Origin of the sequence: Paenibacillus dakarensis (assembly GCF_001373415.1) — a bacterium.
Classification (GTDB): domain Bacteria; phylum Bacillota; class Bacilli; order Paenibacillales; family Paenibacillaceae; genus Paenibacillus_AQ; species Paenibacillus_AQ dakarensis.
Window position 1 is genome coordinate 1 of the sequence record NZ_CDSE01000059.1, and the last position, 16,365, is coordinate 16,365.

Below are 16,365 nucleotides of genomic sequence, written 5' to 3' on the forward strand. Positions count from 1 at the left end.
CCACGGATACGGCGGGCAAACTCTTTGTTATGTATGTCCAGCGGTGTTAATGGCATGATGTGCACCTCCTAAGAATATGGCTACGCAATGACAGATTTATCTGTGATCCCGAAGCCGAACCACCCCATTGTAATGCAAGCGGTCAACAAATGTATCGGCATAACCCCTCAAAAAGATTACTGCCAAATAAATAAATTAAATAAATAATTACAACACTTCGCATTTTCTGAGTGTTTCGACAAAAAACGGAAATGCTTCAAGCACCTCAGGCGAACTTACCGACCTTGATGCGGTATCGCCCTTTCTTGGTCAAGCCTCCAGTTTCCAGCACTTTGAAGCGGCCGAAGCCCTGTATGGAAACCATATCGCCTTCTTTCAGCATGGTGGATGGATCTTCAGTGACCTTCCAATTTACCCGGCATCGGCCCGCCTTGATGGGAACCACGATCTTTGTACGGCTGATACGATGTACATCGCTTGCGATCCCATCCAGACGAAGGGAAGCTGCGGTCAGTTCCATTGTCTCAAGCTGTACTTCCTTCACACGAAGCTCCTGAATGGGAAGAAGCTCTGTCATTACATGCACACGGTGTACTTGGCTTAGGTTCAAATGCAGATAATTGCCGATGTCCTCAGCCACGACTACATGACAGCCATCCTCAAGCACATGAATGTCCCCGATCTTCGAACGTTTAATACCGAGTCCAAGCACCGATCCCATATAATCACCATGCTCCAGTGAGAGGAACTTCTGATCACCTGAAGTGATAGCGAGCACTTTCATCTCAAAATCTTCATCACTTAAATCTCTGTAATCTGGAGCAATTATAGCACGGACACGTTCGGCTTCTGAATGACCTCCATCATATACAGCATGTACATCCGGGTGGCGGTTAACGAGGCTTTCCAGTATGAACCGCTGGCGAGGATCCAGAAAGTCCGTTAGCTTCGTTTCATGATATTGACCTGCATTCTGGACCCATTCCCAAGCTTTATCGACAAATTCCCGCTCATCCGGGTGAAAGTGTTCATATATCTCTGGACGCATCATTCAAGTCCTTTCTACCTGAGCAAAAAGTCCAATACACCATACACTCCACTCTGCACCAAATTCAAAACAAACAATGCAACGATTGGCGAAATGTCGAGCATCCCTCCAATAGGCGGAATGAAGCGGCGGAATGGTGACAGGTAAGGCTCAACCAATTTACCAAGCAGCTCTCCGATAAAGCTTTCCCTTACATTCGGGAGCCATGACATTAACACATATACAAGAATCATGTAGAAATAAATTTGAAACAAATAGCCCACCAGCAAATAAATATTTTCGGTCAAAGCCTAGGTCACCTCATTCTGTTGTAATCTTGCTCGTCTGCTAAAATCTCGGTGATGGAGCCCTGAATCTCGACGGTATCCGGCGTGCATAGGAAAATATTCCCGCCGACTTTGGAAATCCCGCCTCCGAGCGCATATACGGTTCCACTTAGAAAATCTATAATACGAAGCGCCTGGTCATTGCGGACACGCTGAAGATTAACGACAACCGTCCGGAAAGACCGCAGATGATCAGCAATATCCTGTGCTTCATCGTAAGAACGAGGCTCTACCAGCACAACTTTAACATTTTTCTGTGAATGTATACTGACTACATTACCGCCTTTAGCACTTTTGCGGTTCTCGAACTGCGGTGTTTCCACCGTCTCTTCCTGTGAAGCCAGCACTTCACGCTCAACAACCTCTTCTTCATCCTGCAATCCAAGAAAATTCATAAAGCGGTTCATTACGCCCATTGTCACTCCTCCTCTTTTCCAACTAAAATAGAGCCCAAACGCACCCAGGTAGCCCCTTCTTCTATTGCCACTTCAAAATCATTGGACATCCCCATAGATAATTCGGTAATCGGCTCCGGTGTAAACGCCAATTGGTTCAGGTCATCTCTTAGTTGTCTTAAGCCACGGAATACGGGACGCGTATCTTCTGCAGAAGTTTCAAATGGAGCCATAGTCATAAGTCCGATCACATTGACATGCTTGAAACGGTTCATTTCTTCAAGAAAAGAAGCCGCCTGTTCTGGCTGCAGACCATACTTCGTTGATTCACCAGAAATATTCACCTGCATAAATGCAGAAACATTCACATTCAATGCCGCTGCTTTTTTATCAAGCTCTTTTGCAAGAGACAGACGATCGAGGGAATGTATGTATTGGAACTTGCCGATTACATCTTTCACCTTATTCGTCTGGAGATGACCGATAAAATGCCATATTCCCCGTTCACCAAGAGCACGCCATTTCTCCTCGGCATTCTGCCAGCGGTTCTCACCAATATGACGGATTCCCTGATTCAATACGGCTTCGGTCATTTTTACCGAGACATATTTCGTCACAGCAATCACATTAACCTCGTCACGGTTTCTTCCGCTTCTTCGGCAAGCTTCCGACACCTGCTGTTCCACTTGATTGATGCGCTCTATCAAACTCAAGGGAAGACTCACCTCTTTCTTACTCCAATCCAGCTTGCCATACGTCCTGTCGTTCCCCCGTCTTTACGGTAAGAAAAGAACAATTCATTACGACAGCTTGTACACCAAGAAGTACATTCGATATGATCCGTCAATATTCCTGCTTTTATCATAATGTGTCTGTTTATTTCTTTCAAGTTCAGCATAAATTTACCGTTTTTCTTATCGGTGTAAAAAAGATCTGTATCTGATTCATTACCCGGTGCAGGCAATCCCAAATCTCTAACCTTTAGCATAACCTTTTCATCTACTTCGTAACAACATTGGCCTATAGACGGACCAATGGCGGCTCTAATATCTTTCGCACGGCTGCCGAATTCCTCTGCCATCTTTTCTGCCATGCGGCTAGCAATGCCGGCTACAGTTCCTTTCCAGCCCGCATGTGCCAATCCGACTGCTTGATTAACAGGATCCCAAAAATATAATGGCACACAGTCTGCATAATAAGAAGTCAGCAGTACACCAGGCGTATTCGTCAGCAATCCGTCTGTGTCCTGAATAGCAGACTGCCGATCTATATTACCGCGGCCACGCTCTGTCGGCCCAATGACAGCTATATCGCTGCCATGCACCTGCTCTGCGCAAGTCCAATCCTCTAGTGAGAAACCTAGCGACTCGGCCACCAGCTTCCGATTGGCAATTACGTCCTCCGGATTATCACCAACATGGAGGGCCAGATTGAGACTATCATAAGGAGCAGCGCCCACTCCTCCTCCCCGTCCACTGAAACCGGCCGTGATGCCGGTGCTCTCCTCGTTCCACGCTTTTAAGATAAATGAGCTCGGCCCCTGCCGGTCTTCCTTCATAAACGGTTCCATGTTCTCCACCTCTCCACCAGTTTAACAGAAAAGCGCCTGCCCATGCATTTTCTTTAGACGAATTGGCATTATCCTCCTTGAACTAATACATTCTTCGGTCTCCACGCTCAGGCCGCTCCAAGTATCCTGCAGGCTCTTGCTCTTCCGGCGTCCTTCTGATTTCCTCCATCTTCACAAGCACGACATCCGAGCCGATTTTTACGATATTCCTCCATGGAATAATCAGGTCGCTTCCGCCTCCGAATAACCCCATGAACCTGCCGTAACTTGGTACGACAATCGCTTCAATACGCCCCTGCCTTAAATCCAGCTCCAGGTCACTTACCTGTCCGAGCCTTTTGCCATCAATGATATTAATGACATCTTTGGTTTGAAAGTCGGAAATTTTCATCATTTTCCCCACCATCTGATTATCTGGAATCATCGTCATCACGCCCTGGATGTGTAGTATATTTCTAAATATATGTGGGAAGTCCGCAAAATAACTTCTTTTTTAACACAAAGAAAAAACGACCCCATACAGGGATCGCGTTATCATTCATATTCGTTTACAGCTTTAAGTCTTCACATGCTTTTGCATTTGCTTGATGGCTGATTTCTCAAGACGCGAGACCTGTGCCTGGGAAATGCCAATTTCGTCGGCGACCTCCATCTGAGTTTTACCTTCATAAAAACGCATGGACAAAATCATCTTTTCACGCTGTCCCAGCTTATGCATGGCTTCACGAAGTGCAATTTCCTCAATCCAGGATACATCTTTGTTCTTATCATCACTGATCTGATCCATTACATAAATGGGATCTCCGCCATCGTTATAGATCGGTTCAAACAGCGAAACGGGGTCCTGAATTGCATCGAGTGCAAATACAACGTCTTCCTTGGGCACATTCAGTGCTTCGGAAATTTCAAAAATGGTTGGTTCGCGAGAATTCAAATTCGTAAGCTGATCCCTGATTTGCAGCGCCTTATAAGCGATATCCCTTAGGGACCTCGATACACGAATCGGATTATTGTCCCTTAAATAGCGGCGTATTTCTCCGATAATCATCGGTACGGCGTAGGTGGAAAATTTAACGTTTTGCGATAGATCGAAGTTATCAATGGCTTTCATGAGGCCGATACAACCTACCTGGAACAGATCATCAACAAATTCACCGCGGTTGTTAAAACGCTGAATGACGCTGAGCACCAGCCTCAAGTTGCCATTAACCAATTTCTCCCTTGCTGATCGTTCATTGTTCTGCTGTAAGGAATGAAAAAGTTCTCTCATCTCCGCATTTGTCAGAACTGGCAGTTTTGCCGTATCCACACCACAAATTTCAACTTTGTTTCGGGTCATGATGACTAACCTCCCAAGGAGAAACATTAATGTACATTATCTCCTTGGGTCTTTATTTTATTCCTGACGTTTTCCAGTTAAACCATCTTGTTGAATTCTTTGCGAAGCCGTTTTATGATACGCTTTTCCAATCGGGAAATATAAGATTGCGAGATGCCAAGCAGGTCTGCCACGTCTTTTTGCGTCTTCTCCTCACCGTCTTGAAGACCGAAACGCAGCTCCATAATCAGGCGTTCCCGATCACTTAATTTATCCAGCGCCTTTTGCAGTAATTTACGATCTACCTGTTCCTCAATATTCCGTCCAATGGTGTCATTCTCCGTTCCTAATACGTCAGAGAGAAGCAGTTCATTTCCATCCCAGTCGATATTAAGCGGCTCGTCAAATGACACCTCACTGCGGGTCTTGCTATTTCGGCGCAAATACATCAGGATCTCATTCTCAATACAGCGTGATGCGTATGTAGCGAGTTTAATCTTCTTCTCCGGATCAAACGTATTGACCGCTTTAATCAAGCCTATAGCCCCAATGGATACCAAATCTTCAATGTTAATGCCTGTGTTCTCGAATTTACGGGCAATGTAAACCACAAGCCGAAGATTACGTTCAATGAGCATGGCACGAATGGCCGCGTCTCCGGAAGGAAGCTTTTGAAGCAGAAACTCCTCTTCTTCTCTAGTAAGCGGCGGAGGAAGCGCCTCACTGCCGCCGATATAATAAATTTCCTGACTTTTTAACCCGAGAAAAAACAAAACACGGTAATATTGCAGCTGCAGTCTCAATCTCCATTTAACTGGCATCCTTTATCCTCCTAAAAGTTTCCCGAAGGGAAACTTACTTCGTAAGCATAAACTTCTCCTATACCAAATTTTCCTGTTTACCGAGATACTTTGTGTCTTTGCATGGAGCAGGCTTTCCTTCTCCCTCTAAAAGGCTTGGATGGATAATAGCACGGTAGGCACCTTCACCTGAAAGTGTTCCCCCATCAAATCCGATAAGTACCTTAGCAGAAACGTACTCCTTCCCTCCAAGCTCAATTCGTACCGAGTCTGGTTTTAAGGCCAGCATGAACGCTGCTCCCCTGTTCACACCACGGTACGGCACAAGCCTTAACCTGTCTTGCCAGACATAATCAGTCTCACCCAGCTCCATAATGAGTTTGTCCGGTTCCCCTTCAGATAACTTTTTTACCCATGCTGGAGGAAGCTCGGATTCCCATAAAGAAGCTTCCATCACCATTACAGGTGTCCGGCTGAGCGGATCACTCAGCTGATTACCCGTGTCAAGCAGACCTGTACATATAATTACCTTATCTTCGATACAGACAGTAACATGACCTAATAGACTTTCCCGATTTTCAACCTGCCGACGATTTGTCTGGACACCTTTAAAGACCAATATAACGACAAAAAAAACGATGAGGGCAAACCAAAAGCCAATCTTTAATTCAAAAGTAAGACCGCCCGAGGCCGTATACCAGATCCCCTTGAATAAGTCTCCCGAATTTTGCATCATATAGTGAAACCCGATAATACCTCCAGCCGCCGCAAAGTTCACCATGTAAAAAGAAGCTAAGTTACGCAAATAACTTTGTAAGCTCACAAAACCGAAAGCGATCCAAAGCATGATTAAAGAGAGTCCGAACTTGATCAAGAATGTAAACAAGAACTTAAGCTCCGGCACAAATATCATCACAACATACATGGCACCTGCCGCAGCTGATAGAAACAGTCTCCACCATCTTGGCTTTAATCTTCTCATCCAAGCTGTAAGTGCGAGTAAAACACCATCGATGAGCAAGTTTGCTAGAAAGATCAGATCAATATAAACAACCAGGGTATTCACCCGCCTAGCCGGATTTTCCGGGGGTATTGTGATTCATAGCCGTGGGAGATGATATTAGTATAAGAAGAATAGAATTCAAAGTCTGTCTAAACCTGTGGGTTGTCCACCGACTTTTTTTGTCGATGTTAGGCAGTTTATAGAGGACGTTTATAAAAACAGAAACGAAGCGCAGTTAAATGGAACATATGATATTCAGCAATAAACAAAAAAAGTCCGTTCCTCTTCTAGAAGAGGAACGGACTTTTTAAACAATTAATCGTTGTTACGGGAGCGATTGCGCAAGAATGTCGGAATATCCAACTGATCCGTATTTGCCTGATTTCCAAATGGTCTCAGGTTTACATTACTCTTGTCCGCCTGCTGCTGAGTCTGATTTTGACTCTCGCCTGGTGATACAGGACGACGTCCTGGCTGCTGAGGTGTTTGTGTCGGTTTACTTTCGAAGCCGGTAGCAATGACCGTTACTTTGATTTCTTCCTTCATATTTTCTTCGATAATAGCACCGAAGATCATATTCACTTCCGGATCGGATGCGGAAGTTACGATTTCTGCAGCTTCATTCACTTCATAGAGAGAAAGATTCGCCCCGCCCGTAATATTCATAATTACACCCCGTGCACCTTCAATCGAGGTTTCAAGGAGTGGACTCATTATCGCTTTACGTGCAGCTTCTGCAGCACGGTTCTCACCTGTTGCCATACCAATACCCATAAGTGCCGAACCACGCTCTGTCATGATGGTCTTCACATCGGCAAAGTCAAGGTTAATGAGACCCGGCACAGCGATCAAGTCAGAAATACCTTGAACTGCTTGACGAAGAACATTATCCGCTTCGCGGAATGCTTCGAGCATAGGAGTCTTCTTATCTACGATTTCCAGCAAACGATCATTCGGAATAACGATTAACGTATCTACCTTCTCTTTAAGAGCTTCAATACCTAGCTCTGCGTGAGAAGAACGTTTACGGCCTTCAAAAGTAAATGGACGTGTAACCACACCTACCGTCAATGCACCGCACTCTTTAGCAATTTCAGCGATAACTGGAGCTGCTCCAGTACCCGTTCCGCCACCCATACCAGCAGTGACAAACACCATGTCTGCACCTTTCAGTGTATTCATGATCAGATCACGGGATTCTTCAGCTGCCTTCTTACCCACTTCAGGATTGGCACCAGCGCCAAGTCCCCGTGTGAGCTTATCACCTATCTGCAGCTTATGTTCAGATTTTGCCAAATGCAAAGCCTGAGCATCCGTATTTACAGTTATAAATTCGACGCCTTGAACGCCGTTCTCGATCATGCGGTTTACTGCATTGCTACCGCCGCCGCCGACCCCGATCACTTTAATCTGGGCCAAACTCTCCATTTCAAAATCAAATTCCAACATCTAATCCATCTCCCCCTCATTGTGCGCGGATGGCACGTCCACTGTCCAATGAACCCGCTATATAAACTCGCTGAACATATTTTTTAAACGCTCCATAAATCCCGGCTTCTGGCTCTTGCTTTCCTGAGTTGCTGCTGCAGGATTTTGCTTCGCACGGTTCGCCGGTTTCTTCGTGTTATTGCTGCTGTTTCCTCCATTGTTGCGCACCCGGACATTGCGAATCGCGTTATGAAGAATTCCGACTCCACTGCAATATCCTGGATCACGTACACCGATGAAATCGGGAACGGCAATCCGAACGGAAGTCGCCAGTTCGGCCTGTGCCACCTCTAGCACTCCAGGCATGGACATAGTACCACCTGTAAGTATATAACCTCCAGGAAGCTCACTGTAACCCAAGCGTTTGATTTCCTGACGTACTAATTGGAATATTTCTTGAACTCGAGGTTCAATAATTGCTGCGAGATCCTCTTGTGTGAACTCCTTGTCCACATTGCTGCCGATCCGGGTCACCTTAAACGTGACTTCAGGAGCTGCATTTTCCATTAACGCGCATCCATATTTAAGCTTAACCTTTTCAGCCTGATCTGTTAATGTACGAAGTCCATAGGCAATATCGTTCGTAACAAAATCTCCACCTATCGGCAGCGTGGAAGTAGCAGATATGCTGCCTCCCTCGAAAACGGTAAGTGTAGTTGATCCAGCGCCGATGTCAACAAGCACGGAGCCCATTGTCTTCTCGTCCTTGGATAGCGCAAGCTGTCCAGCACCTAGCGGAATCAGCACAAGATCTTTAACTTTCAGTCCAGACTTTTCCACACATCGTAAAAGATTATGTATCGCCGTTTTAGCACCTGTAATTATTGTCGCATCAACTTCAAGGCGGACACCAATCATTCCACGCGGATCAGAAATCCCTTCCAAACCGTCTACTACAAACTGTCTAGCAACTACATCGATAATTTCACGATCTGGAGGTAATGCTACAACTTCGGCTGCTTTCAGCACCCGGTCAATATCATCCTCACCAATCTCACGATCCTCGTTCGATACCGCCACTACTCCATGGCTCGATTGAAGTCCAATATGGTTCCCGGAAATTCCGACGTACACTTCGGATATTTGAATTTCAACCATACGCTCCGCATGGTCAACTGCATTGCGAATAGATTGTACGGTCTGATCGATATCTACAATTGCACCTTTTCGAATTCCCTCCGAGTCGGCAGATCCAACTCCAATAATATTAAAGGTTCCATTATTAATTTCCCCAATAATAGCACGAACTTTGGATGTACCGATGTCCAAACTAACAATGATGTCATTGTTGCTCAAGCTCTGGCACCTCCTGCATCTCTCATTGAAATAATAAATAAAATAAACACTTTTCTACTTATTCAACACGCGCGGGGCTATCCCTCTTTTTTCTACAATTTTTTTAGTGCCAACTTCTGCTAGTAATATCCCAAAAAGTCAAAGAAAAGAGAGGGAGAGGCTCGAAGTGTCAACATGTTCAATTGTAACATTTCTTCTTACTCCTGAGTAGGGGTCCCTTCCGTTTCCTCTTCTATATTCTCAGACTTAAAAGGTTCATAAGAATCGGCCTCCAGCATCGTAATGATGCCCGGCTCCTCCATCTCAATCACTTGATTAAGATATTCAACCTTGTCCTGCAGCAGAGAAACAGCTGTTATTACTTCAAATTTGGACCTCGTATACAGCTTGATACGGTCAGGAAAAGAAGGCGTTGGTGATGGAATAATTTCAGAGATATCAGATGTCATTCTGTTAGGAATATCGGCTAATACTTTACTAAGTTTAGCTTTATTTGGATCCTTTTGCTCCCACTGCGTCAAAATCGGCTTCTCTACAGCGATTCCACTTGCAGATACTGGAACCGACTTGCCAGTGGACAGAATAGCCTGTAAACCTCCATCCTTATCCAGCTCGTAGGCTACGGTTGGATATTCAACAACGTTAACATTGATCACTCCGGGAAACTGCTTGTCCACTTCAACAGATTGAATAGTCCCTAATGAAGCCAGCTGCTCTTTCACTTTCCCCTCTGATACGCTGAAATACTGAACTCCAGCATAAATCCCCGTCTTTTCTTTCAGTTGCCCTTCTGAATTAAACGTATTTCCGGTAAAGTGAATCTCCGTAACCTTGCTTACAGGCGAACGGAAAAAAAGCACAACAAGCAGCGCTATAAACAGAAGCATTAATATAAATATAATTCTTCTGCCAGTTTTGGGTTTAGGCCTGTCCTCTTTCAGTACAGGGATCTGAGTCTTTGGCATATCCTCTTCTCTCCAGGAACACCTGTCATCCCTCCCGCCATGGGAGGGATGATTCAGGATCATTATCAATTCGCTAAATCTAGCGGTTTGGGTATAGGCGACTGGCGGTAAATCTTAGCACCCAGACCCTGGAACATATTCTCAATCCGGTCGTAGCCGCGATCAATATGATGAATCTGTTCTACGACCGTTGTGCCTTGGGCAGCAAGCCCTGCAATAACTAAGGCAGCACCCGCTCTAAGATCAGTTGCCTCTACAGTAGCACCATAAATTCTCTGTACTCCGCGAATAAAGGCACAGTTCATATCTGTAGAAATATCAGCGCCCATTCGGGTCAGTTCTTCTACATGCTTAAAGCGTCCCTCAAATACGGTTTCTTTCATAACACTGAATCCATCTGCAAGTGACAGAAGTACCATCACTTGAGACTGCAGGTCAGTTGGGAATGACGGATAGGGAGAAGTTACAATCCTCTCAATAGACTTAGGGCGGCCCATGCAGCTAATATTCATTATATCATTGCAGATACTAGTTTGAACACCTGCGCGCTTCAGTACATGTATAAGAGAATTTAAGTGCGACGGATTGCACCTTGTCAGCGTCACTGAGCCGCGCGTGGCTGCTGCCGCAATCATTACAGTTCCGGCAACAATGCGATCAGGGATGATCTCATATTCACATGGTTCCAGCCGTTCTACCCCGTGTATAGTGATGGTGTCTGTCCCGGCTCCTAATATATTTGCACCCATCTTATTCAAAAAATGCTGGAGATCCTGTATTTCCGGCTCCCTTGCTGCATTGGTAAGCACCGTGGTGCCTTTTGCAGTGGCAGCGGCCATCATAATATTCTCCGTAGCTCCCACACTAGCAAAATCAAGATGTATATCCGCACCTCTTAAACGGGCTGCTTTACAGTGGATCTTATGATCACTTTCCTCGATTTCAGCACCTAATGCCTGAAGTCCTTGAAGATGCAGGTCGATTTTCCGTTCACCGATCGCACAGCCTCCTGGCTGATAAATCGTTACTTCACCGAATCGAGCCAGCAGAGGGCCCATCAAAAAGATGGAGGATCGCATCTGCTTCATTAAATCTTCCGGTACATGAAACGAATTGGCGGATGAAGTATCCACAGTAACCGTCTCCAGTTCATGCTTACACTTTGAACCAAGACGACTCAGAATATCCAGCATCACTTCAATGTCCAGCAAATGCGGTACATTGTTTAGCCGAACGTTTCCGTCGGCAAGAAGACTCGCCGCCAGAATCGGTAAAGCGGCATTTTTTGCTCCATGGATACGTATGGTTCCTGACAGGGGGCTTCCGCCCTCAATCACCAATTTGTCCAATGTATCACCTCCGAGTTTACCGCTCCCCCATGACGTAAACTTCAGGTACCAGAGTAATTCCGTATCTCTCTTTAACGGTTTCCTGAACTTGCTTCATTAAGGCGAGCACGTCCTCTGCTGTCGCTTGACCGGTGTTCTCGATAAAATTGGCATGCTGGAGCGAAATCTCGGCACCTCCGATTCGAAATCCCTTTAGTTCGGACGCTTCAATCAATCGTGCGGCGTGATCTCCTGGCGGATTACGAAATACGCTGCCCGCAGTCGCGGATTGAAGCGGCTGTGTACGGCGCCGGCGGTCCTTATAGGAAGCCATAGCCGCTGAGATTTCCTTTCGGTCACCATGTTGAAGTTGAAATACCGCTTGAGTTACAACCCCTTTCTGTCCATGAAGAACAGAATGGCGATAATCAAACTCCATGTCTTCCGCAGAGTAATGAACCAATTCTCCTGACTCCAGTACAATGTCAGCGGACTTAAATATGCGTGACACATCAGACCCGTGGGCACCGGCATTCATATAAACAGCCCCTCCAACAGATCCAGGTATTCCCCCTGCGAATTCCAAACCGGTTAAACCATTTTTACCGGCTAGAACGCTGAGTTTAACGAATGACATGCTTCCTCCGGCTATAACCATGTCTCCGTCAAAGACTACCTCATCGAACCCTTGACCCAGCTTGATAACGGCTCCGCGTATTCCTTTATCGGATATAAGCATGTTGGATCCACGACCTAGCTGCATCCACGGGATGCTGTGGGAATGGAGAATGGACATCAGTTCTGCCAATTGTTCCTTCGTTTCCGGGACAACTAGAACATCGGCAGGACCGCCTATTTTCCACGTTGTATATTTAGCCAGCGGTTCATTCCGGAATATTGCTCCAACGTTTGATTGCGATAGCTGTGATTCCCACTGCTGCATCTTACAAAACCTCCCTTAACTTCAAAACCGAAAAGGCCATTCCCCGGCTTAACGAAGAGATGGCCGCCCTAGATGATTCCGGCCTTTTGGGTGAGATTGTCACGATTATAGAGTATCTTATGTAAAGCTCCATAAGTGTGTGACAATCGCCCAGCCGTTTTAACGGCTGTTCACCAGCCGCCGAATTTCCTTAACAATAACAGCTGCAGAATCAGGCTTTCCAAGCCGTTTTGATGCTTCAGACATCGATTGTCGTGTCGCTTTATCCTCCATAATTTCTTCAATTCGGGAGAACAGCGTTTCGGCAGTCAGATCTTTTTCAAGAATCATTCTCGACGCACCCGCGTCTTCGAGCCGCCGTGCATTCGCCTCTTGGTGATTGTTCGTCACATTCGGAGAGGGAATCAGCACAGACGGAATGCCTAACGAGGTCGTTTCTGCCAAAAATGAAGCGCCTGCCCGGTTAACAATCAACGAGGTGGAAGCCAGAACCTCCGGCATATTATGCACATAAGGAACGATATGAAGATGATTCGGCATTGTACCCAATTGACTGCGAACCGCCTCACGAGTCCCTTCAAAATACAGTTCACCCGTCACATAAACAAAATGCACATCCGGCAGTTTTTTTAGCAAAGGTGCCATACCGATCATCGCTGTATTAATTGCCTTTGCCCCTCGGCTTCCTCCAACAACAAGCACAACAGTGCTGTCCATCGGAATGCCGAGTGAAGCGAAGCCCCGTTCACGGTTAGCGGATTGGACTGTAGTTGCCCTCGGATTGCCCGTATAAATCGCTCTCTTGGCCTTCGGGAAGGATTTCTCCGATCCTTCAAAGCTAACAGCTACAGTAGAGGCGTAACGACTCAAGAACTGATTAGTCAATCCGGGGATTGCATTCTGCTCATGAATCATCGTAGGAATACCGAGCCGGGCGGCTGCATACACAACCGGGCCGCACACATAACCACCCGTACCGATAACCACATCCGGCTTGAATTTTTTAAGTAATTTTTTACTTGTAGATACACCTTTTAAAAAGCGCATTACAGTCTTTACATTATCGAATGACATCTTCCGGCGGAAGCCGGTAATATCAATGCTTTCAAAAGGAAGATTTTCCTGTGGAACAAGCTTGCTTTCGAGACCATTCTTGCCTCCGATATATAAAAAAGCGGTGTTCGGATCTTCCGCTTCAAATTGTCTAGCAATAGCGACGGCGGGGTAAATATGTCCCCCTGTTCCGCCGCCGGTTAATACGACACGCATGCCGTTCACCTCGCATAACGGGATATATTTAATAAAATGCCAAGCGCGGTCAGCATCAGCGTCAAGGAACTGCCCCCATAGCTTATCAGCGGAAGCGTGATGCCTGTAACAGGCATCAAACCGATAACTACGCCTATGTTGATAACGACCTGTATCGCAACCATACCAATAATTCCTACAGCCAGCAGGCTCCCAAAGCCATCCTCTACGGTCATCGCTATTCGCATACCTCTCCAGACGAGTGTCAGGAAGAGCAGCAGCACGATTAATCCGCCAATAAAACCTAATTCTTCAGCCAAAATCGCAAAGATGAAATCCGTCTGGGGTTCGGGAACATAACTGTATTTCTGACGGCTCATCCCCAGGCCCAGACCGCCCAGACCGCCCGGACCAATTGCATAAAGCGATTGAATAATCTGATACCCTGTCCCAAGAGGATCTGCCCAAGGATCAAGAAAGCCGGTAATTCGTTTCAGCCTGTACGGTGCTGTCAAAATGAGTCCAATGAACCCCGCAACACCGCCCAATGCAAGAATACCCAAATGCTTCATTTTTGCACCAGCCGTAAATACAATCATAAGCGCTGCACCCAGCATAACTGCTCCTGTTCCCAAATCGGGCTGCAGCATAATCAAGCCAAAAGCCAGACCGATCAGCCCGAGAGGGGGCAAAAGTCCTCTTGAGAAGGAAGTAATGCTGTAATCTTCACGACTAAGCCACCTTGAAAGAAAGAGTATCATCCCAAGCTTCATAAATTCTGAAGGCTGAATACCGAATGAACTGATTCCAAGCCAGCTTCTGGCTCCGCCCCGCACAACTCCTACACCGGGAATCAACACGATGACCAGCATAAAGAAGCAAATCAGCAAGCCAAGCTTCGCATACTTTTTCCATACACGAAAATCCATACTGGCTGTGAAGTACATAGCAGCAAGTCCAAGTCCGGCAAACAGCAGCTGCCGCTTCACAAAGTAAAATCGATCTCCGTAGTCATGAAAAGCGAGTACGGAACCAGCGCTGTACACCATAACAATTCCAATGGCCAGCAGGGCCAAAATACTAATCAGGAGCCATAAATCAGGCGCCGGACGATTCTTGTTCATGAAGAGGCCACCTTTAGCATACGAAGTAGGGGCTTATCCACCCCCCTACTTACAGATTATGCACCGCCTCTTTAAAAATGCTTCCACGCACTTCGAAAGAAGGAAACATATCCCAACTTGCGCAAGCTGGTGATAGAAGAACAATGTCTCCAGGCTCAGCTATGGCTGCTGCTTTCTTTACGGCATAGGTAAGCACAGCGGCGGCGTCCTCACCATTATCGACGAGTGTGATTTCCTTTAATCCCGCTTGCTGCGCAGCCTTCGCTAATTTTTCCTTTGTTTCGCCAAGAAGTACCACGGATTTAACTCTTTCGCGTAAAGCTGGTACGAGTTCTTCGTAATCCAAGCCACGGTCAAGACCACCCGCAATCAGAACAATCGGACGCTCAAGTGACATTAAAGCATTATATGTTGCTTTTGAATTTGTTGCTTTCGAGTTGTTGTAATAGGAAACCCCTTGAATATCCATCACAAATTCAAGACGGTGTTCAACCCCCTTGAAATTCTTAAGAGGACCTGCAAGTGTTGAAATGTCAGCTCCAGCAGCGATTGCGATCGCACAAGCAGCCATTGCATTGGAAACATTGAATCTACCCAGCAGACCGATATCGTCAACTGAAAGGATCTCATGGCTGAAGCCTTTATCGTCCGTATAAACAATTGTACGGCTCGCTTCATCTTCTACACCTGGCAAGTATGGCGGAACCACATGCACACCTTCCCGAAGGCTCTCATTAATCGAAAAAGGTAGAATGTGAGCTTTTATATAAGGCACGAGGCTCCGGCATACCGGATCATCCCAATTAAGTACTGCTGTATCGTCCGCAGTCTGGTTGCTAAACAGCTTGGCTTTGGAAGCAATATAATCCTCCATATCGCCATGATAATCCAAATGCGTCTCCGCCAGGTTTAGCAGACAGGAAATCCGCGGACGAAATTCTTCTGTCCCTTTAAGCTGAAAACTGCTGAGCTCAACGACCATCCAGTTATTTTCATTCGCTTCCTGGGCAGCTTGGCTCAATGGTGTCCCTATGTTCCCGGCCACGATCGGTGCCATGCCTGCTGCCTCCAGCAGCTTGCCTACCCATGTTGTAGTCGTCGTTTTACCATTCGAACCCGTTATCCCAATAATGGGAGCACGGCAAAGATGGAAGGCAACCTCCACCTCCGTCACAACCGGAATACCCAGTTCTTGAGCTCTCACTACAGGTGGTACATGATAAGGAATACCGGGATTTTTCACCATAAGCGAAACTCCCTCATGTACAAGTCCTTCCGGATGCTCCCCGCAGATAACGGAAATACCCAAAGCTTCGAGCTCCGAAGCTTCGGGACATGCTTCCCGTTCTTTTTGATCATTGACGGTTACAAGTGCTCCCGCTTGATGGAGAACTTTAGCTACTTGCACTCCGCTTTTGGCAAGTCCTAAGACAATAACTTCTTTATCTCGGTAAAACTCTGGATGCTTCATCATTACAACCCCTTGTTAATATAAAGTCCTAGTCCCGCCAAT

The 16,365-nt window shown here is 46.2% G+C and carries 17 protein-coding genes; all 17 read right to left on the bottom strand.

From position 1 onward, the window contains the following. Positions 1-265: 265 nt before the first annotated feature. A complete protein-coding gene (locus BN1234_RS15320) occupies positions 266-1,048 on the bottom strand; it encodes a YlmH family RNA-binding protein (RefSeq protein WP_170308058.1) in 783 nt (260 codons plus the stop codon). 14 nt (positions 1,049-1,062) lie between these two features. Then, a complete protein-coding gene (locus BN1234_RS15325; protein WP_082423237.1) occupies positions 1,063-1,335 on the bottom strand; it encodes a YggT family protein in 273 nt (90 codons plus the stop codon). Positions 1,336-1,343: 8 nt separating this feature from the next. Next, positions 1,344-1,790 (bottom strand): cell division protein SepF, encoded by a 447-nt coding sequence (locus BN1234_RS15330; protein WP_054957540.1) that lies wholly within the window; start codon positions 1,788-1,790, stop codon positions 1,344-1,346. Between the two features lie 2 nt (positions 1,791-1,792). Next, positions 1,793-2,482, bottom strand: a complete 690-nt coding sequence (locus BN1234_RS15335; protein WP_054957541.1) for a YggS family pyridoxal phosphate-dependent enzyme — start codon at positions 2,480-2,482, stop codon at positions 1,793-1,795. Between the two features lie 8 nt (positions 2,483-2,490). Continuing rightward, complete coding sequence (pgeF, locus tag BN1234_RS15340; RefSeq protein WP_054957542.1) at positions 2,491-3,339, bottom strand: peptidoglycan editing factor PgeF; 849 nt, start codon at positions 3,337-3,339, stop codon at positions 2,491-2,493. An 82-nt stretch (positions 3,340-3,421) separates the two neighbouring features. After that, entirely contained in the window at positions 3,422-3,763 is a 342-nt protein-coding gene (locus tag BN1234_RS15345; RefSeq protein WP_054957543.1) for a YlmC/YmxH family sporulation protein, read from the bottom strand. Positions 3,764-3,895: 132 nt separating this feature from the next. Continuing rightward, positions 3,896-4,678 (bottom strand): RNA polymerase sporulation sigma factor SigG, encoded by a 783-nt coding sequence (gene sigG, locus BN1234_RS15350; RefSeq protein WP_054957544.1) that lies wholly within the window; start codon positions 4,676-4,678, stop codon positions 3,896-3,898. A gap of 77 nt (positions 4,679-4,755) precedes the next feature. Continuing rightward, positions 4,756-5,478: an RNA polymerase sporulation sigma factor SigE gene (gene sigE, locus BN1234_RS15355; RefSeq protein WP_054957545.1), complete on the bottom strand. Its 723-nt coding sequence runs from the start codon at positions 5,476-5,478 to the stop codon at positions 4,756-4,758. A 58-nt stretch (positions 5,479-5,536) separates the two neighbouring features. Next, a complete protein-coding gene (gene spoIIGA, locus BN1234_RS15360) occupies positions 5,537-6,514 on the bottom strand; it encodes a sigma-E processing peptidase SpoIIGA (protein WP_082423238.1) in 978 nt (325 codons plus the stop codon). Between the two features lie 261 nt (positions 6,515-6,775). Beyond that, the gene (gene ftsZ / locus BN1234_RS15365) at positions 6,776-7,909 is read right to left on the bottom strand and encodes a cell division protein FtsZ (RefSeq protein ID WP_054957547.1); all 1,134 of its coding nucleotides are present in this window, start codon (positions 7,907-7,909) and stop codon (positions 6,776-6,778) included. A 57-nt stretch (positions 7,910-7,966) separates the two neighbouring features. Further along, complete coding sequence (gene ftsA, locus BN1234_RS15370) at positions 7,967-9,244, bottom strand: cell division protein FtsA (RefSeq protein ID WP_054957548.1); 1,278 nt, start codon at positions 9,242-9,244, stop codon at positions 7,967-7,969. A 197-nt stretch (positions 9,245-9,441) separates the two neighbouring features. After that, complete coding sequence (locus BN1234_RS15375; RefSeq protein WP_054957549.1) at positions 9,442-10,209, bottom strand: cell division protein FtsQ/DivIB; 768 nt, start codon at positions 10,207-10,209, stop codon at positions 9,442-9,444. 65 nt (positions 10,210-10,274) lie between these two features. After that, on the bottom strand, positions 10,275-11,558 hold the full coding sequence (murA, locus tag BN1234_RS15380; RefSeq protein ID WP_054957550.1) for a UDP-N-acetylglucosamine 1-carboxyvinyltransferase: 1,284 nt from the start codon (positions 11,556-11,558) through the stop codon (positions 10,275-10,277). 16 nt (positions 11,559-11,574) lie between these two features. Next, entirely contained in the window at positions 11,575-12,480 is a 906-nt protein-coding gene (gene murB / locus BN1234_RS15385; RefSeq protein ID WP_054957551.1) for a UDP-N-acetylmuramate dehydrogenase, read from the bottom strand. A gap of 159 nt (positions 12,481-12,639) precedes the next feature. Further along, complete coding sequence (gene murG / locus BN1234_RS15390; RefSeq protein ID WP_054957552.1) at positions 12,640-13,749, bottom strand: undecaprenyldiphospho-muramoylpentapeptide beta-N-acetylglucosaminyltransferase; 1,110 nt, start codon at positions 13,747-13,749, stop codon at positions 12,640-12,642. 5 nt (positions 13,750-13,754) lie between these two features. Beyond that, complete coding sequence (spoVE, locus tag BN1234_RS15395; protein WP_054957553.1) at positions 13,755-14,852, bottom strand: stage V sporulation protein E; 1,098 nt, start codon at positions 14,850-14,852, stop codon at positions 13,755-13,757. A 49-nt stretch (positions 14,853-14,901) separates the two neighbouring features. Beyond that, positions 14,902-16,323 (bottom strand): UDP-N-acetylmuramoyl-L-alanine--D-glutamate ligase, encoded by a 1,422-nt coding sequence (gene murD / locus BN1234_RS15400; RefSeq protein WP_054957554.1) that lies wholly within the window; start codon positions 16,321-16,323, stop codon positions 14,902-14,904. Positions 16,324-16,365 lie beyond the last annotated feature (42 nt).